Source organism: Kineococcus endophyticus (genome assembly GCF_040796495.1).
Lineage (GTDB): Bacteria > Actinomycetota > Actinomycetes > Actinomycetales > Kineococcaceae > Kineococcus > Kineococcus endophyticus.
The window spans coordinates 39,014-60,130 of the sequence record NZ_JBFNQN010000002.1 but is presented as its reverse complement, the minus strand read 5'-3'; the positions used below and the strand labels follow the sequence as shown (position 1 = coordinate 60,130).

Annotated in this window: 25 protein-coding genes and 1 pseudogene; 17 read left to right on the top strand and 9 right to left on the bottom strand. The window is 75.1% G+C overall.

Translation table 11 applies throughout. The features are described 5' to 3' along the window. Nucleotides 1–3: 3 nt before the first annotated feature. The 5 genes from AB1207_RS02525 to AB1207_RS02505 are packed head-to-tail and all read left to right on the top strand — an operon-like array spanning nucleotide 4 to nucleotide 4,695. On the top strand, nucleotides 4–1,158 hold the full coding sequence (locus AB1207_RS02525; protein WP_367636221.1) for a sensor histidine kinase: 1,155 nt from the start codon (nucleotides 4–6) through the stop codon (nucleotides 1,156–1,158). Further along, nucleotides 1,155–1,793 (top strand): response regulator, encoded by a 639-nt coding sequence (locus tag AB1207_RS02520; protein ID WP_367636220.1) that lies wholly within the window; start codon nucleotides 1,155–1,157, stop codon nucleotides 1,791–1,793. The genes AB1207_RS02525 and AB1207_RS02520 overlap by 4 nt, the downstream gene beginning before the upstream one ends. Then, on the top strand, nucleotides 1,793–2,542 hold the full coding sequence (gene dprE2 / locus AB1207_RS02515) for a decaprenylphospho-beta-D-erythro-pentofuranosid-2-ulose 2-reductase (protein WP_367636219.1): 750 nt from the start codon (nucleotides 1,793–1,795) through the stop codon (nucleotides 2,540–2,542). Before AB1207_RS02520 ends, dprE2 begins: the two co-directional genes overlap by 1 nt. 44 nt (nucleotides 2,543–2,586) lie before the next feature. After that, on the top strand, nucleotides 2,587–3,378 hold the full coding sequence (locus AB1207_RS02510) for an SDR family NAD(P)-dependent oxidoreductase (RefSeq protein WP_367636218.1): 792 nt from the start codon (nucleotides 2,587–2,589) through the stop codon (nucleotides 3,376–3,378). A gap of 9 nt (nucleotides 3,379–3,387) precedes the next feature. Continuing rightward, the gene (locus AB1207_RS02505) at nucleotides 3,388–4,695 is read left to right on the top strand and encodes an MFS transporter (RefSeq protein ID WP_367636217.1); all 1,308 of its coding nucleotides are present in this window, start codon (nucleotides 3,388–3,390) and stop codon (nucleotides 4,693–4,695) included. 7 nt (nucleotides 4,696–4,702) lie between these two features. On the opposite strand, the gene AB1207_RS02500 is transcribed toward AB1207_RS02505, so the two are convergent. Next, nucleotides 4,703–5,092, bottom strand: coding sequence for a tautomerase family protein (locus AB1207_RS02500; protein WP_367636216.1), 390 nt, complete (start codon nucleotides 5,090–5,092; stop codon nucleotides 4,703–4,705). A gap of 4 nt (nucleotides 5,093–5,096) precedes the next feature. Next, a complete protein-coding gene (locus AB1207_RS02495; protein WP_367636215.1) occupies nucleotides 5,097–5,681 on the bottom strand; it encodes a hypothetical protein in 585 nt (194 codons plus the stop codon). Nucleotides 5,682–5,748: 67 nt separating this feature from the next. Here AB1207_RS02495 and AB1207_RS02490 point away from each other — a divergent pair. Together AB1207_RS02490 and AB1207_RS02485 are read left to right on the top strand one after the other, a co-directional pair. After that, nucleotides 5,749–5,946: pseudogene (locus tag AB1207_RS02490) on the top strand (MerR family DNA-binding transcriptional regulator); the annotation flags it as partial. A 73-nt stretch (nucleotides 5,947–6,019) separates the two neighbouring features. After that, the gene (locus AB1207_RS02485) at nucleotides 6,020–6,379 is read left to right on the top strand and encodes a VOC family protein (RefSeq protein ID WP_367636214.1); all 360 of its coding nucleotides are present in this window, start codon (nucleotides 6,020–6,022) and stop codon (nucleotides 6,377–6,379) included. A 4-nt stretch (nucleotides 6,380–6,383) separates the two neighbouring features. Here AB1207_RS02485 and AB1207_RS02480 read toward each other — a convergent pair whose 3' ends face one another. Continuing rightward, on the bottom strand, nucleotides 6,384–6,833 hold the full coding sequence (locus AB1207_RS02480; RefSeq protein WP_367636213.1) for a MarR family winged helix-turn-helix transcriptional regulator: 450 nt from the start codon (nucleotides 6,831–6,833) through the stop codon (nucleotides 6,384–6,386). A 68-nt stretch (nucleotides 6,834–6,901) separates the two neighbouring features. Here AB1207_RS02480 and AB1207_RS02475 point away from each other — a divergent pair, with 68 nt between their 5' ends. Together AB1207_RS02475 and AB1207_RS02470 are read left to right on the top strand one after the other, a co-directional pair. Next, nucleotides 6,902–7,270: a VOC family protein gene (locus AB1207_RS02475; RefSeq protein WP_367636212.1), complete on the top strand. Its 369-nt coding sequence runs from the start codon at nucleotides 6,902–6,904 to the stop codon at nucleotides 7,268–7,270. Between the two features lie 32 nt (nucleotides 7,271–7,302). Further along, a complete protein-coding gene (locus AB1207_RS02470) occupies nucleotides 7,303–8,463 on the top strand; it encodes a winged helix DNA-binding domain-containing protein (RefSeq protein WP_367636211.1) in 1,161 nt (386 codons plus the stop codon). Nucleotides 8,464–8,478: 15 nt separating this feature from the next. Here the strand turns inward: AB1207_RS02470 and AB1207_RS02465 are convergent, their stop codons facing one another. Next, the gene (locus AB1207_RS02465) at nucleotides 8,479–9,096 is read right to left on the bottom strand and encodes an MBL fold metallo-hydrolase (RefSeq protein WP_367636210.1); all 618 of its coding nucleotides are present in this window, start codon (nucleotides 9,094–9,096) and stop codon (nucleotides 8,479–8,481) included. 44 nt (nucleotides 9,097–9,140) lie between these two features. Then, on the bottom strand, nucleotides 9,141–9,377 hold the full coding sequence (locus AB1207_RS02460) for a hypothetical protein (RefSeq protein ID WP_367636209.1): 237 nt from the start codon (nucleotides 9,375–9,377) through the stop codon (nucleotides 9,141–9,143). A 183-nt stretch (nucleotides 9,378–9,560) separates the two neighbouring features. On the opposite strand from AB1207_RS02460, the gene AB1207_RS02455 reads away from it, so the two are divergent. From AB1207_RS02455 to AB1207_RS02445, 3 genes are all read left to right on the top strand, one after another. Continuing rightward, on the top strand, nucleotides 9,561–9,776 hold the full coding sequence (locus AB1207_RS02455) for a hypothetical protein (protein WP_367636208.1): 216 nt from the start codon (nucleotides 9,561–9,563) through the stop codon (nucleotides 9,774–9,776). 65 nt (nucleotides 9,777–9,841) lie between these two features. Continuing rightward, the gene (locus AB1207_RS02450; protein WP_367636207.1) at nucleotides 9,842–12,727 is read left to right on the top strand and encodes a helix-turn-helix transcriptional regulator; all 2,886 of its coding nucleotides are present in this window, start codon (nucleotides 9,842–9,844) and stop codon (nucleotides 12,725–12,727) included. Nucleotides 12,728–12,758: 31 nt separating this feature from the next. Beyond that, nucleotides 12,759–13,223 (top strand): YbaK/EbsC family protein, encoded by a 465-nt coding sequence (locus AB1207_RS02445; protein ID WP_367636206.1) that lies wholly within the window; start codon nucleotides 12,759–12,761, stop codon nucleotides 13,221–13,223. Between the two features lie 30 nt (nucleotides 13,224–13,253). Here the strand turns inward: AB1207_RS02445 and argG are convergent, their stop codons facing one another. Further along, the gene (gene argG / locus AB1207_RS02440) at nucleotides 13,254–14,666 is read right to left on the bottom strand and encodes an argininosuccinate synthase (RefSeq protein ID WP_367636205.1); all 1,413 of its coding nucleotides are present in this window, start codon (nucleotides 14,664–14,666) and stop codon (nucleotides 13,254–13,256) included. Nucleotides 14,667–14,736: 70 nt separating this feature from the next. Between argG and AB1207_RS02435 the strand changes: the two genes are divergently transcribed. Then, the gene (locus tag AB1207_RS02435; RefSeq protein ID WP_367636204.1) at nucleotides 14,737–15,492 is read left to right on the top strand and encodes a class I SAM-dependent methyltransferase; all 756 of its coding nucleotides are present in this window, start codon (nucleotides 14,737–14,739) and stop codon (nucleotides 15,490–15,492) included. Here the strand turns inward: AB1207_RS02435 and AB1207_RS02430 are convergent. Next, entirely contained in the window at nucleotides 15,470–16,813 is a 1,344-nt protein-coding gene (locus AB1207_RS02430; RefSeq protein ID WP_367636203.1) for an FAD-binding oxidoreductase, read from the bottom strand. The two genes, AB1207_RS02435 and AB1207_RS02430, sit on opposite strands and share 23 nt — an antisense overlap. Further along, a complete protein-coding gene (locus AB1207_RS02425) occupies nucleotides 16,810–17,079 on the bottom strand; it encodes a helix-turn-helix domain-containing protein (RefSeq protein WP_367636202.1) in 270 nt (89 codons plus the stop codon). Before AB1207_RS02425 ends, AB1207_RS02430 begins: the two co-directional genes overlap by 4 nt. Nucleotides 17,080–17,121: 42 nt before the next feature. Here AB1207_RS02425 and map point away from each other — a divergent pair, with 42 nt between their 5' ends. From map to AB1207_RS02405, 4 genes are all read left to right on the top strand, one after another. Further along, a complete protein-coding gene (map, locus tag AB1207_RS02420; RefSeq protein ID WP_367636201.1) occupies nucleotides 17,122–17,889 on the top strand; it encodes a type I methionyl aminopeptidase in 768 nt (255 codons plus the stop codon). Beyond that, nucleotides 17,886–18,902: a GNAT family N-acetyltransferase gene (locus AB1207_RS02415; RefSeq protein WP_367636200.1), complete on the top strand. Its 1,017-nt coding sequence runs from the start codon at nucleotides 17,886–17,888 to the stop codon at nucleotides 18,900–18,902. The genes map and AB1207_RS02415 overlap by 4 nt, the downstream gene beginning before the upstream one ends. A 43-nt stretch (nucleotides 18,903–18,945) precedes the next feature. Then, nucleotides 18,946–19,467 carry a GNAT family N-acetyltransferase gene (locus AB1207_RS02410; protein WP_367636199.1) on the top strand — a complete coding sequence of 174 codons (522 nt, stop codon included), beginning with the start codon at nucleotides 18,946–18,948 and terminating at the stop codon, nucleotides 19,465–19,467. Nucleotides 19,468–19,540: 73 nt separating this feature from the next. Continuing rightward, a complete protein-coding gene (locus tag AB1207_RS02405; protein WP_367636198.1) occupies nucleotides 19,541–20,569 on the top strand; it encodes a zinc-dependent alcohol dehydrogenase family protein in 1,029 nt (342 codons plus the stop codon). Here the strand turns inward: AB1207_RS02405 and AB1207_RS02400 are convergent. Further along, complete coding sequence (locus tag AB1207_RS02400) at nucleotides 20,512–21,060, bottom strand: P-loop nucleotide/nucleoside kinase family protein (protein ID WP_367636197.1); 549 nt, start codon at nucleotides 21,058–21,060, stop codon at nucleotides 20,512–20,514. The genes AB1207_RS02405 and AB1207_RS02400 overlap by 58 nt on opposite strands. Nucleotides 21,061–21,117: the final 57 nt, after the last annotated feature.

The following is a 21,117-nucleotide window of genomic DNA, read 5'->3' as shown; positions in this document are numbered from 1 at the left end:
TCCGTGGACCTGCTGGGACGCTGGCGCGCCGCGGACGACCCGCGGCGCGTCGAGCTGTACACGCACTGGTCGCTCGTGCCCATGGCGTTCCTCGGCCCGCTCGTCGTCGCCGGTGTCACCGCGGGGACGGTCCCGGACGCGGGGGCCGCGGTCGCCGTGGCCGTCGCCGGCTCGCTCGTGCAGGCGCTGGCCCTGGCCGTCCTGCTCAGCCGCGCCGTCCGGCGCCGGCCCACCGGTCGCACCGTCGAGGGCGCGTGGGTCCTCACGTCCCTGCTCGCCTGGGCGTCCGGCGTGCTCGCGCTGCGGAACGCCCCCGGCGGCGGCGAGGTCGTCGACGTCGTGGCCGCGGTCGCCGCGGTCGCCGCAGTGGTCCCCCTGGGGCGGGGACGCTTCCGCCGCTACGCCCCGCACGTGGTGCTCGTCGTGGGGGCGGCGACGTTCCCGTTCACCGACCGGTTCCCCATGGTCCTCACCTACGCCTTCTACGGCGTGTTCCTCGCCGCCGTCGTCCAGATGTCGTTGTGGATGCTGGAGGTCGTCCGCCGCCTGGCCGACGCCGAACGCGACCGCACGCGGCTGGCCGTCGCGGAGGAGCGGTTGCGCTTCGCCCGGGACCTGCACGACGTCGTGGGCCGCGACCTGTCGGCGATCGCCGTGACGAGCGACCTCGTCGCCGAACTGGCCCGCCGGGGTCGTCCCGAGGCCGTGGGGCGCGCCGAGGAGGTCCGCTCCATCGCCCAGGGTTCCCTGGAACGCATCCGCACCGTCGTCCGCGGCTACCGCGCCGTCGACCTCACCACCGAGCTCGAGGGGTCCGTGGCGCTGCTGGAGTCCGCCGGGATCGCGTGCACCGTGGAGCACCTCGACCAGGACGGCCCCCTGCCCGAGGACCTGCGGTCGGCCGCCGCGTGGGTCATCCGCGAGGGCGTGACGAACGTGGTGCGCCACAGCACCGCCACGTGGTGCCGCATCTCCGTCCGGCGGGAGGCGGCCGAGCTCGCGGTCAGCCTCGTGAACGACGGTGTGCCCGACCGGCCCGCCGGCCGAGGTTCGGGGCTGCTGGGTCTGGCCGAACGCCTGCAGCCCGTCGGTGGCCGCCTCGAGACGCGAGGGACCGACGGGACGTTCACCCTCCACGCCCGCTGGGAGCTCACGTGACCACCTCTCCCGTGCACCGCGTCCTGCTCGCCGACGACGAGCACCTCGTCCGCAGCGCCGTCGCCGGCCTGCTCGACCTGCAGGACGACCTCGAGGTCGTCGGTCAGGCCGCCAGCTGCGCGGAGGCGCTCGCGGTCGCCCGCAAGGTCTCCCCGGACGTGGCCGTCCTGGACCTGCAGATGCCCCCGGGCGGCCCGCAGGCCCCCGCGGACGGGATCGCGCTGGCCGAGCGCCTGCACGCCGAGGTGCCCGGGACGACGACCCTGCTGCTCACCAGCCACGGGCGCCCCGGCCACCTGCGCCGGGCGCTGGAGGCGGGCGTACGGGGCTTCCTGCCCAAGACGTCGTCGGGGGCCGTGCTGGCCGACGCCATCCGCACCGTCGCCGGTGGCGGCCGGTACGTCGACCCCTCGCTCGCCGCCGACGCCATCGCCGCCGGTGCGAGCCCCCTGACGGCCCGCGAGGCCGACGTCCTCGAACTGGCCGCCGACGGGGCCGGGGTGGAGGAGATCGCGGTCAAGGTCTCGCTGTCCCCGGGGACGGTGCGCAACCACCTGTCGGCCGCGTCGGGGAAGCTGGGGGCGGCGAACCGGCACGAGGCCGTCGCCATCGCGAAGAAGGCGGGCTGGATCTGATGGCGAACGGTGCACCGGACCCCGTGCTCGTCCTGGGCGGGCGCAGCGAGATCGGTCTGGAGGTGGCCGAACGGCTCGTCCGCGCGGGCGCCCGCACGGTCGTCCTGGCGGCACGCCGGGCCGGGGAGCTGACGGCGGAGTCGGCGCGGCTGCAGGCCCTGGGCGCCACCGTCGAGACGGTGGAGTTCGACGCCGACGACCTGCCCTCGCACGGTGCGCTGCTGGCCGGTCTCGTCGCCCGGCACGGCGCGCTGGACGTCGTCGTCGCGTTCGGGGTCCTCGGCGACCAGGCCCGCGCGGAGGTCGACGTCGCGCACGCGCTCGCCGTGGTGCACACGGACTTCGTCGCCCAGGTCAGCGTCCTGTCCCACCTCGCGACGCTGCTGCGCCCCCTGCGGGGCGGACGCCTCGTCGTGTTCTCCTCCATCGCCGGCGCGCGGGTGCGGCGGGCGAACTACGTGTACGGCTCCGCCAAGGCAGGCCTGGACGGATTCGCCTCCGGCCTCGCGGACGCGCTGCACGGCAGCGGGGTGCGGCTGCTGCTCGTGCGCCCGGGGTTCGTCGTGGGCCGGATGACGGCGGGCATGTCGCCCGCGCCGCTGTCCTGCACTCCGGCCCAGGTGGCCGACGCCGTCGCCGCCGGGCTGGCCGCCGGGCGCGGGGTGGTCTGGGTGCCCGGATCGTTGCGCGCGCTCGCCGCGGCCATGACGCTCACCCCGCGTCCGGTGTGGCGGCGCGCACCCCGCTGAGTTTCGCCGAGCGGTGCCGCTGAGGCGTGCCTAGCGTGAGCGGCATGGATCTCGAACTCACGGGACGCACGGCCCTGGTCACGGGCGGCGATTCCGGGATCGGCTGGCACACAGCACGTCTGCTCCTCGAAGAGGGGGCGAAGGTCGCGGTCACGGACGTCGACGAGGAGTCGCTGCGGGCCGCGGCGGCGAAGCTCCCGGGTGAGGTGCTGGCCGTCGCGGCCGACCTCACCGACCCCGACGACGTCGCCCGGCTGCACGGCGAGGTCGTCGCCGGGGTCGGCCACCCCGACGTCCTCGTCCACGCCGCCGGCGTCACCGGCGCCCAGGGCCTGTTCCACGAGATCGACGAGGACGGGTGGCGCTCGACGCTGGAGATCGACTTCTTCTCCGCCGTCCGCGTCGTCCGCACGTTCCTCGACGGCATGCGCGGCAAGGGGTGGGGCCGCATCGTGCTGCTCGCCTCCGAGGACGCTGTCCAGCCCTACGCCGACGAACTGCCCTACTGTGCGGCGAAGGCCGCCGTCCTCAGCCTCGTCAAGGGGTTGTCGAAGACGTACGGGAGCGAGGGGATCCTCGTCAACGCCGTCTCGCCCGCCTTCATCGCGACGCCCATGACCGACAAGATGATGGAGAAGCGGTCCTCCGAACTCGGCGTGGGCGTCGAGGAGGCCATCTCCAGCTTCCTCGACGAGGAGCGCCCGTTCATGGAGCTCAAGCGGCGCGGGGAACCCGAGGAGGTCGCGGCCGTCATCGCGTTCCTCGCCTCCGAGCGCGCGAGTTTCGTCAACGGCAGCAACTACCGCGTGGACTCGGGGTCCGTCGCCACGATCTAGGCTCCTCCTGTGAGCCAGCCCGCCACCGTCTCCGAGCGCCTCGACGCCCTGCCGTTCACAGCGCGGCACCGCCGGTTGCTGCTGGGGTCGGGGGTGGGGTGGGCGCTCGACGCCTTCGACGTCGGCCTCGTCGCGTACGTGCTCGTGGCGTTGAAGGCGCAGTGGGACCTCAGCGCCACCGAGCAGTCCTGGATCGCGTCGGTGGGTTTCGCGGGCATGGCGCTGGGGGCGACCCTCGGCGGGCTGCTGGCCGACCGGATCGGCCGGCGGCAGGTGTTCGCGATCACCCTCGTCGTCTACGGCCTGGCGACGGGGGCCGCGGCACTGTCGTGGTCGTTGCTGGCCCTGCTGGTGTTCCGGTTCCTCGTCGGGCTGGGCCTCGGCGCGGAACTGCCCGTCGCCTCCACCCTCGTCAGCGAGTTCGCGCCGCGGCGGATCCGGGGCCGGGTCGTGGTGGTGCTCGAGGCGTTCTGGGCGGTCGGCTGGACGTTGGCCGCGCTCGTGGGGTTCTGGCTCGTGCCCACGTCCGACGACGGCTGGCGGTGGGCGCTGGCCCTGGGGGCGCTGCCCGCCCTGTACGCGGTGGTCGTGCGGTGGGGACTGCCGGAGTCCGTGCGGTTCCTGCTGGCCCGCGGCCGGACGCAGGAGGCGGAGCGCGTCGTCGCGCAGTTCGAGGCGGCCGCCGGTCGCAGCTCGGACGTCCCGCTCGTCCCGGACCCGCCCGCCCCTGTCGCGCAGGGGATCTGGTCGGACGGCCTGCGCCGCCGCACGGCGGGTCTGTGGCTCGTCTGGTTCTTCGTGAACTTCAGCTACTACGGTGCGTTCACCTGGATCCCGAGCCTGCTCGTGGCGGACGGTTTCACCCTCGTCCGCTCGCTGGAGTTCACGCTGCTCATCACGCTGGCGCAGCTGCCCGGCTACGCCGTGGCGGCCGTCCTCGTCGAGGCGTGGGGCCGGCGGCGGACGTTGTCGGCGTTCCTCGTCGGCTCGGCCCTGTCCGCCCTCGCCTACGCCGCGGCGGACACCCCGGGGGCGGTCCTCGCCGCCGGGGCCGCGCTGTCGTTCTGCAACCTCGGGGCGTGGGGTGCGCTGTACGCGGTGACCCCGGAGGTGTACCCGACGAGCGTCCGCGGCCGGGGTGCCGGGGCCGCGGCGGGGTTCGGTCGCATCGCCTCGATCCTCGCGCCGCTGTCCGTGCCGTTCCTGTCCTCCGGGGGCGGGACGGCCCTGGTGTTCGTCGTCTTCGGGGTCGCCTTCGCCGTCGCGGCCTCCGCGAGCTTCCTGCTGCCCGAACGGCGGGGGATGGCGCTGGACTGACCGGCCCTCAGACGTCGACGCGGTAGCTCAGGTCGAGTTCGTCGCCCGGCAGGCCGCGGATGCCCCAGTCGTGACGAGGGATCTCCACCAGCACGATCTCCAGGTCCACCGGCTCCAGGCCGAGCTGTGACCGGGCGTCGGCGAACAGCCGGCGCAGGAACGCCTTCTTCGTCGCGACGCTGCGGCCGGGGAACAAGAGGACCTCGACGACCGTGTACCGGTGCGAGCGGCCGGCGGGGGTCGGGAAGTCCTCGGGGTCCATCGGGAAGAACCGGTGGAAGCGCTTGTCCTCCGGCAGACCGAGGACGTCGACCGCCGCGCGGTGCAGCAGGTCGGACAGTTCCCGGCGCACCGGGCGCAGCACGTCGGCGCGGCCGTGGACCTTGACCTGGGCCATGACGTCAGCGCCCGACGAGGCTCGCGGCGGCCTCGGCCTCGAGGGCGGCGAGGTCGACGAGCAGGCTCGCCGCCCCGTACAGCCGGTCGCTCAGGGCGCTCGTCCCCGGTGAGAGCAGGGTGAGGTCCCCGCGCTCGGCGAGGTCGGCGAAGATGCCGTCGTTGCTGACGACGACGAACTCGACCGGGTCCGGCACCTTGCGGGCCGCGGCGAGCAGCGCGAGGTCCGCGACGTCGGCGCCGTCGGGGACCGGCTGCGCGCGGTCGGCGAACTCCTCCAGCCACGGCCGGGACCGCGCGACGGCCCCGACCTGTCCGGCCAGGGAGACCCGGTCGGCCTGCCGGGCCAGGTCCAGGACGACCGAGAGCCGCGCCCGCAACCGGGCCGGGCCCGCCCGCAGGTTGTCGAGGTCGACGAGCAGCACCCGCGTGGCGCCCTGCCCGGCCCACACGGGGTACCCCGCGACGAGCTCGCGCAGGGCGTCGCTCAACGGGTCCGGCCCCGCACGCACCACCTCGGCGGCGGGCACGTCCTCGAGGCGGAACCACTCGTAGTCGGCGTACTCGCCCGGCCCGCCGCCCAGTCCCATGGACCCAGGTTCCCATCCCCGCTCCACGTCTTGACCCTCGGGCGACCCGAGACTCGAGACTGGCCGCGTGCTCACGATCGGGACGTTCTCGTTGGTGACCGGACTGTCGGTCACCTCCTTGCGGCACTACGCCGACGTCGGGGTCCTCGTGCCCGCCGACGTCGACCCCAGCACCGGCTACCGGCGCTACGACCTCGGACAGGTCCGCGCCGGCCGCACGGTGGCCCTGCTGCGGCGCCTCGGCGTGTCCGTGGACGGGTTGCGGCGGGCCGTGTCCGAGGGACCCGACGCCGTCCTGCGCGAGCACCGTCGACCGCTACCTCCAGGAGGGACTGCCCGTGTCCGCTGTCCGCATCAGCCAGGTCACCGTCGTCGCCGACGACCTCGACACCTGCGTCGCGTTCTACCGCGACGCCTTCGACGCCGTCTGGCAGCCCGAGATCGGCTCGCTGCAGTTCGGCCGCTACCCCGACGACGACTTCTTCCTGCTCACCGTCGCGGACCCGGCCACGCACCCCTGGGCCGGGGGACCGGTGAAGTTCGGGCTCACGGTGCCCGACGTCGACGCGGCCCACGCCCGGGCCCTCGTCGCGGGCGGCGTCCAGGTCGCCGCGCCGGTGGACCGGCCGTGGAAACCCCGGTCCAGCACGGTCGCCGACCCGTCCGGCAACCACGTCGACCTGTACGCGGGCGGTTGACGGGTCAGGGGGTCGGTGGCGGCCGGAGCGACAGCGTCATGCGCTCGAGCACCGAGAACGCCTGCCGCTGCTCGGACGCGCTCAGCTCCTCGAGCATGCGTCGTTCGACCTCCCGCACGGCCGCCGAGGCGGCCGTCAGGCGCCGCCGCCCCTGAGCGGTCAGCGAGGCGGGCAGCACCTTCCCGACGCACGGTGCGGCCGGCCGCTGCACGTCGCCGTCGCGTTCGAGCTGCTGCAGGAGGGTGTTGACGGACTGCCGGGTGATGAAGGTGGCGCGGGCCAGGTCCGACCCGGACAGCCCGGGGCGCTGGGCGAGCAGTTCGAGGCAGGAGTACTGGGTGACGGTGAGACCCAGCGGCCGGAGCGCGTCCTCCATCGCCGCGCGCAGCGCGCTCGACGCCTGCTTGAGCAGGTAGCCGAGCGACGTCCCGAGGTCGATGCCCTCTTGACTCATGTCAGAATTCTGACACACTCTTCTGTGTCAGCTTCCTGACACACACACAAACTCCCCGGAGGTTCCCCGTGCCCGTCACCGGTCCCGACTTCGTCTCCCTGCAGGTGCGCGACCTCGCTGCGTCACAGGCGTTCTACGAGCAGTACCTCGGGCTCGTCCGCTCGCCGGCGGGCCCCCCGCACGCCGTCGTGTTCTCCACGACGCCCATCGCGTTCGCCCTGCGCGACGTCGTGCCCGGCACGGACCTGTCGGCGGGGGACCACCCGGGCGCCGGGACCGCGGTGTGGTTGCACGCCACCGACGTCCAGGAGGTCCACGACGCCCTCGTCGCCGACGGCCACCCGGTCGTCGCCGCGCCGGTCGACGGCCCGTTCGGGCGGACCTTCACCTTCGCCGACCCCGACGGCTACCGGATCACGCTGCACGACCGGCACTGACGGCTGTCGTACCCGCCTGCCACGATGGCTCGGTGCGCCACGTGAGCGACGACGAACGCCGGGCCCGTCTCGCGGTCCGGCACGCCCTCGCCCCCGCCCACCGCGTTGGAACCCCGGAGGCGGCGACCCGCGCCGTCGGGGTGCTCCACGCGACCGAACCCGCCACCGTCCACCTGTCGTGCCGGGCCCGGGTTCCCGACCTCGAGGTCGGGGACGTCGTGCGGGCTCTGGAGGTCGACCGCTCGCTGGTCAAGCAGCTCGGCATGCGCCGCACGCTGTTCGTCGTCCCGCGCGACCTGCTGCCCGCCGTCCTGCCGAGCGCGTCGGCGCGGGTGGCGGCCACCGAGCGGGCCGTCATGGCGAAGGAGGCGGCGAAGTGCGGTGTGGCGGACGGGAACGCCTGGGTCGACGCGGCGCGCGCCGAGGTGCTCGCGCTCCTCGCCCGGAACCCTGGTGGCTTGACCGCGCAGGCCGTCCGCGAGGCCGTCCCGATGCTCGACGGCAGCGTCTCCGTCAGCCCCGGGACGTCCTCGGCGTCGCGCATCCTCACGCACCTGGGGCTCACGGGTGACGTCGTGCGCGGGACGAACACGGGGCACTGGCGGGTCTCCCGGCCGCGCTGGACGTTGACCCGGGACTGGATCCCCGAGCCCGTCACGTTGGGTGCGGCCGACGGCTGGCGCGAACTCGTCCGGCGCTGGCTCGCGGCGTTCGGGCCCGGCACGGAGGACGACGTCGTGTGGTGGCTCGGCGCGACGAAGGGGATCGTCCGCGCCGCCCTGGCCGAGCTGGGCGCGGTGCCCGTCACCCTCGACGGCGGGGGCACGGGCTGGCTGCTGCCCGACGACCTCGACGCCGCCCCCGACCCCGGACCGTGGGTCGCGCTGCTGCCGGTCCTGGACCCGACGGTCATGGGCTGGAAGGGACGGGAGTTCTACCTCGGCCCGCACCGGGACCAGTTGTTCGACCGGAACGGCAACGCCGGCACCACGGTGTGGGTCGACGGCCGGATCGTGGGGTGCTGGGTCCAGGACCCCGCCGGTGGGGTGCACCTGCGCCTGCTCGACCGCGTCCCGGCGCGGGCGCGCAAGGCCCTGGAGGCCGAGGCCCGGCGGCTCACGGACTGGCTGGGCGGCACGAAGGTGGGGACCGTCTACCCCTCGCTGGCGATGAAGGACCCGGTCGTGCTCTGAACCCCCCCCGCGCGGTCACCAGCCGCGCTCGCGCCAGGAGGCCAGGTGCGGCCGCTCCGCACCGATCGTCGTGGGTGCCCCGTGGCCGGGGTGGACGACGGTGTCGTCGTCCAGGACGTCGAACAGGCGCTCGGTCACGTCGGCGAGGAGCTGGAGGAACGCCTCGGCGCTGCCGAAGGTGTTGCCCACCCCGCCGGGGAAGAGCGAGTCGCCCGTGAACACGTGGTCGGGGCCGTCGGCGTCGCGCAGCAGCAGGGCGACGGATCCGGGAGTGTGGCCGCGCAGGTGGACGACCTCCAGCACGACGTCGCCGACGCGCAGGACGTCCCCGTGCTCGAGCCGTTGCTGCACCGGCAGCGGCAGTTCGTCGGCGTCCAGCTCTCCCGCGGCGGTGCGGGCCCCGGTGGCCTCGACGACGGCCGCGAGCGCCCCGACGTGGTCGTGGTGGCGGTGCGTCGTGACGACGACGTCGAGTTCACCGTCGACCAGCGCCAGCAGCGTCTCGGGTTCGGCCGCCGCGTCCACGAGGAGCCGGCGCCCGGTGGTGCGGCACCGCACGACGTAGGCGACGTTGTCCATCGTGCCGACGTGGGCCTCGTCGAGGACGGCGGTGGCGGTCGTGGTGGTGGCCATGGCGCGACGCTACCGAGGGGCCTGCGGACCCTCGCCGGTGGAGGTCAGTGCCGCTGGGCCATCCGGGCGGGGGCCTCGTCGCGCAGGTCGATCACCACGGGCCGGCGGGCGGCGTGGGTGGGCCAGCGCCGGGCCAGTGCGACGGCGAAGGCCATCGTGCACAGGCCGTAGAACACCGCGCGGGCGGCCTCGCCCTCGGCGGCGAAACCCCCGGTCAGCGCGAGGCAGCCGAGGGCACCGATGAGGTGCACGAGATCGATGAACGACTTCCAGACGGCCACCCCACGATGGTGGCGCGCGGAGGGGCCCGTCGCAGCGCGGGAGGCCGGAGTCCACCGGCCCGGTCGACGCGGTCTCACACCCCGTTCCCCTCAGTCACGCTCCGTGACTAAGGGGAAGGGGCTCCGAGGACCGGCGTGAACTCCCGATGCCCGGGTGTGCCCCTCAGCAGCAGCGTTCCCGCCATGGAGATGCACGGGAACACGTACGCGGTCGACTGGGAACTGCGCGAAGGGCTCGCGCTGCGCGTCGCCGAGGCCACGGCCGCGGCCGAACGGGAGCGGCTGGTCCGCGAGCTGCGCGCCGCCCGGCGCGCCCGTGGGGCCGGGGCGGCACGTCCCCGCTGGTGGGCGCGCTGGTCGCCGCGGGCGGGCGTCCGGCGCCACCCGGTGGTCCGCTGAGCGCCGGCCCGGGCCTGGCGCGCGGGACCGGCGCCGTGTCGGGACCCGGTGCCACGATGACGGGCGTGCCCGTCCTGCCGCCCGCGCCCGCCGGCGCCGCTCCCGCCCTCGTCGGGCGGGACGAGGAGCTCGCCGCGCTCGACGCGGCCCTCGCGGCCGCCTCCCGGGGGACGTCGGGCGGAGTGCTGGTCGAGGCCGACGCCGGTGTGGGCAAGTCCCGCCTGGTCGCCGAGCTCGTCGAGCACGCCCGCTCGGCGGGCGGCACGGTCCTGCTCGGCCACTGCGCCTCCGGGGGTGGGGAGGCCCTGCCCTACCTGCCCTTCGTCGAGGCGCTGGAACCGTTGCGGGGCAGCGGGTCGGCGCCGGCTTTCTGGTCCGCCACCGCCCCCGGCGAGGCGGCCGTGGACCTGTCGCAGCTGCAGCTGTTCGACACCGTCGCGGCGGCGCTCGTCGCGGCCTCCCGGTCCGCGCCGGTGCTGCTCGTGCTCGAGGACCTGCACTGGGCCGACGCGGCCAGCCGCGACCTGCTGACCTACCTGCTGCGGCGCGTGCGCGACGAACGGCTGCTCGTCGTGGCCACCGTCCGCACCGACGACCTGCACCGCCGGCACCCGCTGCGACCGGTCCTGAGCGAACTCGGCCGGCTGCCCGGTGTGCAGCGGGTGCTGCTCGAGCCCTTCTCGGGCGAGGAGACCGCGCACTTCCTGCGCGCCCTGGCCGGTCGCGACCTCCCCCCGGCGACGGTCCGGCGCATCCACGGCCGTTCGGAGGGCAACGCGTACTACGCCGCGGAACTGCTCCTCGCCGGACCCGCGCGGGGCGGGCGGCTGCCCAGTGGGCTCGCCGACGTCGTCCTGACCCGGTTGGAGACCCTGCCGTCGCCGGTGTCCGACCTCGTCCGCACCGCCGCCGTCGGGGGCCGTCGCGTCCGGCACGACCTGCTCGCCGCGGTCACGGGACTGCCCGCGCCCGAGCTGGAGGCGCGGCTGCGGGACGCAGTGGCCTTCCGCGTGCTGGAACCGGACGGTGACGAGGGCTACGCGTTCCGGCACGCCCTGCTCCACGAGGCGCTCCTGGACGACCTGCTGCCCGGGGAACGGGTCCGCTGGCACGCCGCCTACGCCGACGCCATCGCCACCCACGGGCTGGCCCCCGCGGCCCGGCTGGCCCACCACGCCCGCCAGAGCAACGACCTCCCGCGCGCGCTGGTCGCCGGGCTCGCGGCCGCGGACGAGGCCGAACGGCTGCGGGCACCGGGCCAGGCGTGGCGGCACCTGGAGGAGGCGTTGCCGTTGTGGCGCAGCGTTCCCGACGCACACGAGCGCACGGGGACGACCCTGCTCGCGGTCACCGTCCGGGCGTCCCGGCTGGCCGCGTCCGCGGGGGAGGTGGCCCGGTCGGCGCTGACCGCCCTGGACGCCGTCGACCTCCTGCCCGACGACGCCACCCCGGCCCAGGCCGCCGAGGTGCACCAGCAGTGCGCGTCGGCGCTGTGGGCGTGCGACCGCTTCGAGGAGGGCATCGCGCAGGCCCGGCTCGCCGTCGCCCGCGGCGGCGACGACCCGCAGGCCCGGCACGCGGTGGCCTGGGCGGCCGCGGTCGCCGCGCGGTGCCTGCTGGGGCTCGACCGGTTCGCGGAGTCGCAGGCCCAGGCGCAGCTCGCCCTCGACCTGGCCCGCGCCGACGACCTCGCCTCCGCCGAGGCGGACGCGCTCATCACCCTCGCCGGCCTCGACAACCTCGCCGGCCGCCTCGCCGACGCCGACGCGCTGTTCACCCGCGCCGCCGCCACCGCCGAGGCGGGTGGGCACCTCGGCACCTCGCTGCGCGCGCGCTACAACCTGGCCGCCGACCGCTACGACCGGGGCGACCTGCGGGGAGCGGCGCAGGTGCTCGACTCCTCGTGCGCGTGGGCGGCCACGGTGGGGCTGTCGTGGTCCCCCTACGGCCTCACGCTCCTGTCCCTGCAGGCGCGGACGAGCTTCGTCACCGGGGAGTTCGACCGGGCGCTGGCCCAGGCGCGGGCCCTCGGTCCGCAGGCCCCCGTCCTCGCGGCCCTCCCGGTCGGCATCGTCGCCGCGGAGGTGCTGGCCGCTCGCGGCGCCTTCGAGGAGGCGGAGGCGGTGCTGGAACCGGACTGGTTCGACGACGTCGAGGAGGGGTTGCCCGCGGCCGCGGCCCGCGCGGAGGTGCTGCGCGGGAGGGGTGACGCGGCGGGTGCGGCGTCGGTGCTGCTGGAGGCGCTCGGCAGCTTCCCGGGGATCGAGCACCCGCAGCACCTCCTGGGACTGCGCCTCGGTGCGCAGGCTGTGGGGGCGCTGGCCGACGCGGGATCGCGCGACGACGCCCTGGTGCGCGGGGTGCAGGAGCGGGTGGCCGAACTGCTCACCCTGGGGCAGCCCCGGGCCGGTGTCCTCGGGCCCGAGGGACGTGCCTGGACGGACGTCCTGGGCGCCGAGGTGGCCCGCTTCCGCGGTGCCCCGCCTGCCGAGCAGGTCCTCGCGTGGGAGCGGGTCGTCGAGGCGTTCGGCTACGGCAACGTCCCCGAACGCGCCCGGTCCCGGTGGCGGCTGGCCGAGGCGCTCGTGGCCGCCGGTCGCCGGGAGGACGCGCTGCCCGTCCTGCAGGAGGCCCGGCGCACGGCGGAGCGGTTGCACGCGAAGCCCTTGGTCGCGGTGCTCGACGACCTCGCGCGGCGGGCCCGCGTGGCGGGCCCCGCACCGCTCCCGGGTCGCGGACCGTTGACGCCGCGGGAACTGCAGGTCCTGGAACTCCTCGCCGCGGGCCGGACCAACCGGCAGGTGGGGGAGGCGCTGTTCATGGCCGAGAAGACCGCCAGCGTGCACGTCTCGCGCATCTTCGCCAAGCTCGGAGCATCGTCCCGCGCCGAAGCGGTCTCGATCGGTCTGCGCAGCGGGATCCTGACCGGTCCGGACCCCGACGGCGAGTGACGGCGATCGAGCCCCGAGCGGAGGAGCCGCCGTGCACCGCAACGCAGTCACCGTGGCCCGCGCGTTGCGCGAGGCGGGGGCCGAGGGGGAGGTCGTCGAACTCACCGCGTCCGCCCGGACGGCGGCCCAGGCCGCGCAGGCCCTCGGCTGTCCCGTCGGGGCCATCGCCAACAGCCTGGTGTTCCTCGCCGACGGCGAGCCGGTCCTCGTGCTGACCAGCGGCGGGCACCGCGTCGACGTCGACGCGACGGCCGCAGCCCTCGGCGCGTCCGAACTCACCCGGCCCAAGGCGCCGGCGGTCCGCGCCGCCACCGGGCAGCCCATCGGCGGGGTGTCGCCCGTGGGTCACCCCCGCCGCCTGCGCACGGTCATCGACGTCGACCTGCTGCGCTACGACGTCGTGTGGGCCGCCGCCGGAACACCGCACGCGGTGTTCCCCACGAGCTTCTCCGAACTCGTCCGGCTCTGCGACGCCGAACCCGCCCGCGTCGGCTGACGGGGCGGGTCCGGTCCGCGCAGCCGGGGCTCAGTCGGTCCCGGACTCCATGGCCGCGCGGTCCAGGAGTTCGTCCTCGCTGGTCTCGCCGCGGGACGCGATCGCCTGCGCCCCACCGGACTCCAGGGCGCCGATGAGGCTGACCTGGGCGTTGCCGACCATGCCCAGGCCCGCGTACTGCTCGAGCTTGGCGCGGGAGTCGGCGATGTCCAGGTTGCGCATGGTCAGCTGGCCGATGCGGTCGACGGGCCCGAAGGCGGAGTCCTCGGTGCGTTCCATCGACAGCTTGTCCGGGTGGTAGCTGAACGCCGACCCCGAGGTGTCGAGGATCGAGTAGTCCTCCCCGCGGCGCAGGCGCAGCGTGACCGACCCGGTGACCGCGTTGCCGACCCAGCGCTGCAGCGACTCGCGGAGCATGAGGGACTGCGGGTCCAGCCAGCGGCCCTCGTACATGAGGCGGCCCAGGCGCCGCCCCTCGTTGTGGTAGCTGGCGACCGTGTCCTCGTTGTGGATCGCGTTGACGAGGCGCTCGTAGACGGCGTGCAGCAGCGCCATGCCGGGGGCCTCGTAGATGCCGCGCGACTTGGCCTCGATGATGCGGTTCTCGATCTGGTCGGACATGCCGAGCCCGTGGCGGCCGCCGATGGCGTTGGCCTCCAGGACGAGGTCCACCGCGCTGTCGAAGGACGCGCCGTTGATGCGGACGGGTCGGCCCTGCTCGAACTCGACGGTGACGTCCTCGGGCGCGATCTCGACCTCGGGGTCCCAGAACCGGACACCCATGATCGGCTCGACGAGTTCCACGCCCACGTCGAGGTGCTCGAGGCGCTTGGCCTCGTGGGTGGCGCCCCAGATGTTCGCGTCGGTGGAGTAGGCCTTCTCGGTGCTCGCGCGGTACGGCAGGTCACGGGCCTGCAGCCACTCCGACATCTCCTTGCGCCCGCCGAGCTCGGTGACGAACGCCGCGTCGAGCCAGGGCTTGTAGATGCGCAGGGCCGGGTTGGCCAGCAGGCCGTAGCGGTAGAACCGCTCGATGTCGTTGCCCTTGTAGGTGGAGCCGTCGCCCCAGATCTGGACGTCGTCCTCGAGCATCGCCCGCACGAGCAGCGTGCCGGTGACGGCGCGGCCGAGCGGGGTGGTGTTGAAGTAGGCGCGGCCGCCGGAGCGGATGTGGAACGCGCCGCAGGTGAGGGCGGCCAGGCCCTCCTCGACGAGGGCGGCGCGGCAGTCGACGAGGCGGGCCAGCTCGGCGCCGTAGGCCTCGGCGCGGCCGGGGACCGAGGCGATGTCCGGCTCGTCGTACTGGCCGATGTCCGCGGTGTAGGTGCAGGGCACGGCGCCCTTCTCCCGCATCCAGGCTACGGCGACGGAGGTGTCGAGACCGCCGGAGAAGGCGATGCCGACGCGCTCGCCGGCGGGCAGGGAGGTGAGCACCTTGGACATGCGGAACAGTATGCACACGACTGCATGAACATGCAACGCGGTCACAGCGTCCAGGGGTAGCGTCGCAGGCGTGAGCGCCGAGGACGACATCAGCCGCTGGAACGCCGTCGCCGACGCCTACGCCGACGCCACGGGACCGGCCGGGGACAGCTTCTACCGGCGGCTGCGGCCCTTCCTCGACGAGCAGCTGCCGGACCTGCCCGGTGCCCGCGTCCTCGACCTCGGCTGCGGGCACGGCTGGCTCGCGGGGGAGCTGGCCGCCCGCGGGGCGGACGCCGTCGGGGTGGACGGGAGCGGCGCCCTCCTCGACCGGGCGCGGACGGAGCACCCCGGGGTGCGCTTCCTGGAAGCCGATCTCGTCCAGGGCCTGCCCGCAGGACTGGTGGCGGAGGGCTTCGACGCGGTCGTCGCGCACATGGTGGTCATGGACGTGCCCGAGCTCTCGGCCCTGTTCGCCGACGTCGCCCGCGCCCTCGCCCCGGGCGGGGTGTTCGTCGCCTCGCTCCTGCACCCGGCGTACTTCAGCCACGACGTCGACGGGCCCGACCAACCGCGGCCCTGGCGGCGACACGTGAGCGGGTACCTCGACCACGAGGAGCGGTGGATCGCCGCGTTCGGCGGTCACCGGCACTACCACCGGCCGCTGTCCTGGTACGTCGCCGAACTCGCGGCGGCGGGGTTCGCCGTGACCGGACTCGTCGAACCGCCGTCCCTGCCGCAGCACGGGCGCCCGGAGGGGGAGTGGACCGAGCACGAACGCTGGTTCAGCCGGATCCCGACGATGCTCGCGTGGAGCGCCGAGCTCAGATCCCCTTCCCGGGGTTGAGGATCCCGAGCGGGTCGAACACGGCCTTGATGCCGCGCTGCAGCCCCAGGGAGTCCTCCCCGAGTTCCCGGGCCAGCCACGTCCGCTTGAGCAGGCCAACGCCGTGCTCGCCCGTCAGGGTCCCGCCCAGCTCCAGCGCCAGGTCGAACACCGCGCACGCCGCCTCCCAGGCCGGGCCCTCGGTCACGGTGCCGCCGCGCTCGACGACGACGATCGGGTGCAGGTTCCCGTCGCCCGCGTGCGCGATCGTGGCGATGCGCACGCCGGTGCGCGCGGAGATCGCCTGGATCCCCGAGACCGCGGCGGCGAGCCGGGAGCGCGGGACGGCGACGTCCTCGATGAACACGTCGCCGGTGGCCTCCAGCGCGGGCAGCCCCGCGCGCCGGGCGGCGAGGAGTTCCTCGGCCTCGACGGGGTCGCTCGTCGCGCGCCACGACGTCGCGAACGAGGCGACGACCTCGGCCACGGCGTCGATGTCGGCCCGCGCGCCCCGGCCGTCGCACTGCACGACGAGCGCCGCCGCGCCGAGGGAGCGCAGCGCCGAACCCCGTGCCGCGTCGACGGCCTCGAGCGTCACGGCGTCGACCAGTTCGAGGACGGCTGGCTGCAGGCGGGCCGCGGTGATCGCCGCGGCCGCGGACGCGGCGGCCACGACGTCGTCGAAGTGCGCCGCGAGCGTCGCCGTCTCCAGGGGTTTCGGACGCAACCGCAGCGTCGCGCCGACGACCACGGCCAGCGTCCCCTCCGATCCCACGACGAGCCCGGTGAGGTCGTAGCCGGCGACGCCCTTCACCGTCTGGCGGCCCGTCGACACGCGGCGGCCGTCGGCGAGCACGAGGTCGAGCCCGAGGACGGCCTCGCGCGTCACGCCGTACTTCGCGCAGCGCAACCCACCCGCGTTGGTGGCGATGTTCCCGCCGATCGTGGAGATCGCAGCGCTCGCCGGGTCGGGGGCGTAGAACAACCCGTGCTCGGCGGCGGCCGCGTCGAGGTGGGACGTGATCACACCGGGTTCGACGACGGCCACCTGGTCCTGCGGCCGCAGGTCGAGGATGCGGTCCATGCCCGACAGGTCCAGGACGACCTCGCCGGCGCTCGCGCTCGCCCCGGCCGCCAAACCCGACCCGCCGCCGCGGGTCACGACGGGGGTGCGGTGCGCGCTCGCCCAGCGCAGGGTCTCCACGACGTCCTGGACGTCGCGGGCGCGCACGACGCCGTCCGGCAGGGTGACCGGGCGGTGGCCGGAGCGGTCCGTCGCCACGGCGTCCCGGCTGTCGTGGTCGGTCAGGAGTCCCGGGAGCAGGCCGGGAAGCGTGCTCACGCCACGCCCTCGACGGCGGGGACAGGTGGCGTGCAGTGCTCCACGACGTCGGTGAGCGGGAGGTCGAGCGCGGTCGCGAGCGCGACGACGGTGAAGAACGCGGGCGTCGGCACGCGGCCCGCCTCGATCTTGCGCAACGTCTCGGCGGGGACGCCGGACAACGCCGAGACCTGGGGGATCGTGCGGTCCCCGCGCGCCGTGCGGAGGAGTTCCCCGAGGCGGCGGCCGCGGGCGCGCACCTCGTCGGGCAGCGGAGGACGGACCATGGCGTGATACTAATACCGGGATAACTTTCCCAGGAGGTTCTCGTGGTGGAACTCAAGACCCCCGGTGAGGTCGAGGCCATGCGCGCCGCCGGCCGTGTCGTCGGCCAGGCCCTCGTCGCCGTCCGTGAGGCCGCCGCGGTCGGCGTGCGGCTCGACGAACTGGACGCCGTGGCGCGCGAGGTGATCTTCGGCGCCGGCGCGACGTCACCCTTCCTCGGCTACCAGCCGCGGTTCGCGGACTCCCCGTTCCCCGGCGTCATCTGCGCCTCCGTCAACGACGCGGTGCTGCACGGCATCCCGGACCGCTACGCCCTGCGCGACGGCGACCTGCTGAGCGTCGACTGCGGCGCCGTGCTCGACGGCTGGGCGGGTGACTCCGCCACGACGTTCAGCGTCGGCACCCCCCGACCCGAGGACGAGGCCCTCGTCGCCGCCACCCGCGAGGCCCTCGCGGCCGGCATCGCCGCCGCGGTCGTCGGGGGCAAGATCGGTGACGTCTCCGCCGCCATCGGGGCCGTCGGCCACGCGCACGGCTGCGGCGTGAACACCGAGTTCGGCGGCCACGGCGTGGGCCGCACCATGCACGAGGACCCCTCCGTCCCCAACGACGGCCGGGCGGGGCGGGGACTGACGCTGAAACCCGGTCTCGTCATCGCGATCGAACCCTGGTTCACCGCCGGCGGGAACTCCTCCTACCGCACCGACCCGGACGGCTGGACCATGCGCAGCGTCGACGGCAGCCGTGGCGCGCACGAGGAGCACACGGTCGCCGTGACGGCCGACGGGCCCGTGGTCCTCACGTTGCCGTGACCCCCGCACCGCCCGAGGTCTGGGGCGTTGCCCGGTACGGGAACCCCTGCGCCGAGTGCGGCTGGAGCTGGCCCGCCGCCGAGGAGGCCGTCGAGTTCGTCGAGGGCGTCGCCGACGAGTTCGCCCACGCGCTCGCCGGCCGGGACGGCGGCACCCGGCACCCCGACCACGGCTGGACGGTCGCGGGGTACGTCGCCCACGTGGGGGAGAACCTGCGGCAGTGGGCCGAGCGCCTCGTCGAGGCCGTGGCCGGGCAGGAGCGCCTCGTCGACGCGTACGACCCCGACGCCCTCGGCCGCGCCCGGGGCTACGACCGGATCGGCGCGGCCGGAGCGCTGTGGTCGTTGCGGGGCAGCGCGTCCGCGTGGGGCGAGGTGCTCCGCGACGCGCTGCTCCACGACGTCGTCCTGCAGCACGCCACCCGCGGCGAGCAGCGTGCCGCCGACGTCGCCGGCAACAACGCCCACGACGCCTTCCACCACCTGCACGACGTCCGCCGCGCGCTCGGCCTGACCGGGCGCTCGGTTCCCCGGGGGCTGCGGTCGGGAACCGTGGCGCTGCGGCCGAGCACCCCCGACGACGCCGACGCCGTCACGGCCTGGTTGGCCGACCCGGCCGTCCACCGGTGGTGGGGAGGACGTCCCCTGTCCCGCGAGGAGGTCCTCGCGAAGTACTGCGGCGCCCGCGAACCCGACGTCACCGTCTTCGTCGTCGAGGTGGCGGACCGGCCCGCCGGCGTCCTGCAGGTGTGTCAGGACGCCGACCGCCCGGGCAGGGGAGGAGTGGACCTGTTCCTCGCCGCCGCCGAGCAGGGTCGCGGCACCGGGCCCGCCGCAGCCCGGCTCCTCGCGACCCACCTCCTGCGCCGGGGGTGGACGTCGGTCACGGCCGATCCGGCGCAGGAGAACGTCCGCGCGATCGCGGCGTGGCGGCGGGCGGGTTTCGTGCCGACCGGGGCCACGGGGGAGGACGACGGCCACCGCACCGTCCTGCTGGAGTTCCGGCCCGGCTGAGCGGGGGTGGACGACGCGCGGGGTCTGCGCTGCACTGGTCGCCGTGGAGGAAATCGCGACGCCCCGGTTGCGGCTGCGGGCGTTCGCGCCCGGCGACGAGGAGGCCGTGCACCGGTACGCCGGCGACCCCGAGGTGTGCCGGCACGTCACGTGGGGACCGAACTCGCCCGAGGACACCCGGCGCTTCGTCGCTGACGCCGTGCGGGCGGCGCGGCACGACGGCCCGCCGGACTCCTGGACGTGGGCCGTCGTCCTCGACGCGGACCTGGTGGGCAGCGTGGCACTCACCGTGCGGAGCCGGGGGAACGCCCGCGGCGAGATGGGGTACGTCCTGCGCCGCGACCGGTGGGGTCAGGGCATCACGACGGAGGCCGCCGCGGTGGTGCTGGGGTTCGCACTCACCCGCGCGGGTCTGGCCCGGGTCGAGGCGACGTGCCGACCGGAGAACTCCGGGTCGCGGCGGGTCCTGGAGAAGATCGGGATGCAGCACGAGGGGTTGCTGCGCTCCCACGTGGTCGTCGCCGGCGAACGCCGCGACAGCCTGCTCTTCGCCGCCGTCCGCTGATCTTGGGCGGTGGTCCCGTGCGATGCTCGGGCGCGACGACCACCCGCACCACACTCGACGAGGAGTCCCCACCGTGCACGCAGCGTTTCTGCCAGGGAACCGCGAGGTCGACCTGCGCGAGGTGCCCGATCCGAGCCCCGGCCACGGCCAGGTCGTCGTGGCCACCCGCGCCTCGACGATCTGCGGGTCGGACCTGCGCGCCATCTACCGCGAGCACCTCGGGGAGGGCCCGGAGGCCTACCAGGGTGTCGTCGGCGGCCACGAACCCGCCGGCCGCGTCGTCGCGGTCGGGTCCGGGGTGGACCGCATCGCCGTCGGTGACCGCGTCGTCGTCTACCACATCAGCGGCTGCGGCCAGTGCGACGACTGCCGCCGGGGCTACCAGATCAGCTGCAGCGCACCGTCCCGCAAGGCCTACGGCTGGCAGCGCGACGGGGGCCACGCCGACCTGCTGCTCGCCGAGGAGCGCGACCTCCTCGTCCTGCCCGACGAACTGACGTTCCTCGACGGCGCGTGCGTCGCCTGCGGTTTCGGGACGGCGTACGAGGCGCTGTGCCGGCTCGCCGTCTCCGGTCGGGACCGGCTCCTCGTCGTCGGGTTGGGCCCCGTCGGGCTCGCCGCGGGGTTGCTGGCCAAGGCGATGGGCGCCTCCCGTGTCGTCGGCACCGACCCCAGCCCGGACCGGCGGGCCCTGGCCCTCGAACTGGGCGCGGTCGACGCAGCGCTCGCGGGCACGGACGAGGAACTCGACGCGGCCCTCGGCGACGGGGCGGAGGCGTCCGTCGACTGCTCCGGGAACGGGCGGGGTCAGCTCACCGCGCTGCGGCACACCCGGCGCTGGGGGCGCGCGGCCCTCGTGGGGGAGGGCGGGCAGTTGTCCGTCGACGTCAGCGAGGTGCTGATCCACCGCCAGCTCACGGTCCACGGCTCGTGGGTGACCTCGACCGTCCGGATGGGCGAACTGCTCGAGAACCTCGCGCGCTGGGGCCTGCACCCCGAGACGGTCGTGACCCACCGGTTCCCGCTCGCCCAGGCGGCGGAGGCCTACTCCGTCGCCGACTCCGGGGTCGGCGGCAAGGTCGGCATCGTCTGGGAGGACTGAGCACGGCTCAGGACCCCCGCGGCGGCCTCGGCGGGGGACAGCCTGCCGAGGTCGACGCGTACCCGGTCCGTCGTCCAGGGCGTGAACTCGACGCGTTCGACGTCCGCCCACGTGGGTTCGGGGTGGCCGGGGATGTCGGCCACCCGGTCCTGCACCCGACGTCGGTGCAGGACGGTGTCGCCGCAGACGACCTCGACGTCGAGCCACGGACGGTCCGCCGCGCGCGCCACGTCCCACCACAGCTCCCGCGTCACGGGCAGCGGGTTCACCCCGTCGGCCACGACGAGGTGCCCCTGCCGCAGCAGGTCACCCGCGACGGCGCGCGCGACGTGGTGGCCGACGGGGCCGACCGGGTGGGTCGCGGTGCCGGCGTCGACGAGCGCCTGCTCGACCGTGTCGAGGCGCACGTGCACGGCGCGGGCGGCGGTGACGAGGGCGCGGGCCAGGGAGGTCTTCCCGCTGCCCGGCAGGCCGGAGAGGACGATGAGCACCTCGCCAGTCAACCCGTCCCTGTGGACGGTCGGACATGGCTGCCTCGCTCGTCGGCA

Excerpts from the sequence above, each read along its gene's own strand:
- dprE2 (WP_367636219.1), top strand. The coding sequence starts at position 1,793 with ATGGCGAACGGTGCACCGGACCCCGTGCTCGTCCTGGGCGGGCGCAGC.
- AB1207_RS02510 (WP_367636218.1), top strand. The coding sequence starts at position 2,587 with ATGGATCTCGAACTCACGGGACGCACGGCCCTGGTCACGGGCGGCGAT.
- AB1207_RS02500 (WP_367636216.1), bottom strand. The coding sequence starts at position 5,092 with ATGGCCCAGGTCAAGGTCCACGGCCGCGCCGACGTGCTGCGCCCGGTG.
- AB1207_RS02495 (WP_367636215.1), bottom strand. The coding sequence starts at position 5,681 with ATGGGACTGGGCGGCGGGCCGGGCGAGTACGCCGACTACGAGTGGTTC.
- AB1207_RS02480 (WP_367636213.1), bottom strand. The coding sequence starts at position 6,833 with ATGAGTCAAGAGGGCATCGACCTCGGGACGTCGCTCGGCTACCTGCTC.
- AB1207_RS02465 (WP_367636210.1), bottom strand. The coding sequence starts at position 9,096 with ATGGCCACCACCACGACCGCCACCGCCGTCCTCGACGAGGCCCACGTC.
- AB1207_RS02455 (WP_367636208.1), top strand. The coding sequence starts at position 9,561 with ATGGAGATGCACGGGAACACGTACGCGGTCGACTGGGAACTGCGCGAA.
- argG (WP_367636205.1), bottom strand. The coding sequence starts at position 14,666 with ATGTCCAAGGTGCTCACCTCCCTGCCCGCCGGCGAGCGCGTCGGCATC.
- AB1207_RS02425 (WP_367636202.1), bottom strand. The coding sequence starts at position 17,079 with ATGGTCCGTCCTCCGCTGCCCGACGAGGTGCGCGCCCGCGGCCGCCGC.